Source organism: Marinomonas arctica, from assembly GCF_003259225.1.
Taxonomy (GTDB): domain Bacteria; phylum Pseudomonadota; class Gammaproteobacteria; order Pseudomonadales; family Marinomonadaceae; genus Marinomonas; species Marinomonas arctica.
Window position 1 is genome coordinate 1 of sequence record NZ_QHJF01000078.1, and the last position, 840, is coordinate 840.

An 840-nucleotide genomic window follows, 5' to 3' on the forward strand; every position below is an offset into this window, starting at 1 on the left:
CATTGTCGACTTGGTCTTCGAATGAGATCTCGTTGAAGCCTTCCCCTTGGTGGGTGTCGCTGCGCCACACGGTTTTGGTTTTGTGGTCAGGCAAAAGGTACGGCGGGGTATTTTTGGCGTTGAACGTACAGCCGGTGACGATCGGTTGATCTGGGTCGCTGTTTAAAAAGCTGACGATGACTTCGCTGCCGATTCTGGGGATGGCCATCATGCCATGTTGGTTGCCTGCCCAACCTTGGGAGACTCGCACCCAGCAGGAGCTGTGATCATTCGCTTCGCTGTATCTATCCCATGGGAAGTGCAGTTTGACGCGTCCGTGTTCGTCACAGAAGATTTCTTCCCCTTCTGGGCCAACAACCGTGGCCATCATGGGGCCATCGACACTGGGTTTGGGTTGCGGTGTCGCTTGCCAGTTGGTGGTGGCCGGAATAAAGGTAAATTTATTGCTGTAGCTTGTGCTGCCAGATTGGCCTTCTTCTTCCAAGACTTGCGGCTGGGTGCCGTGGTGTTCTACTGATACCGGCAGCCATTCTTGGTTGATGCTGTCTTCGGTGTGGCCTTCGATGGTGATTTTCATGCCCGCTTGGATGCCGGCGTGGTTGCTTTCTCCCACTAGGGTGCGAGCACTGCGACGTAGGTATTCTAAGCGGATACGAGAAAAGGCTTTGCCGGTGACGTCGTCTTTGAAGCGCCCTGGGGCATCGAAGTGTTCATAAGTTGGAAGCTGGTAATCCATGTTCTCGCCGTCTTGCTGATGCAAGAAACGGTAGTCGGGCTTTTTGAAGCTGTAGTCTTTCAGGACGGCTTGGCTTGGATAGCTTTGTGTATGGTGCGTCAAAG

General features: G+C 53.6%; 1 protein-coding gene. It reads right to left on the reverse strand.

The window, feature by feature from the left end; all coding sequences use genetic code 11:
• On the reverse strand, nucleotides 1-840 hold an 840-nt coding region (gene tssI / locus DK187_RS20905; protein ID WP_162623581.1), incomplete at both ends, for a type VI secretion system tip protein TssI/VgrG.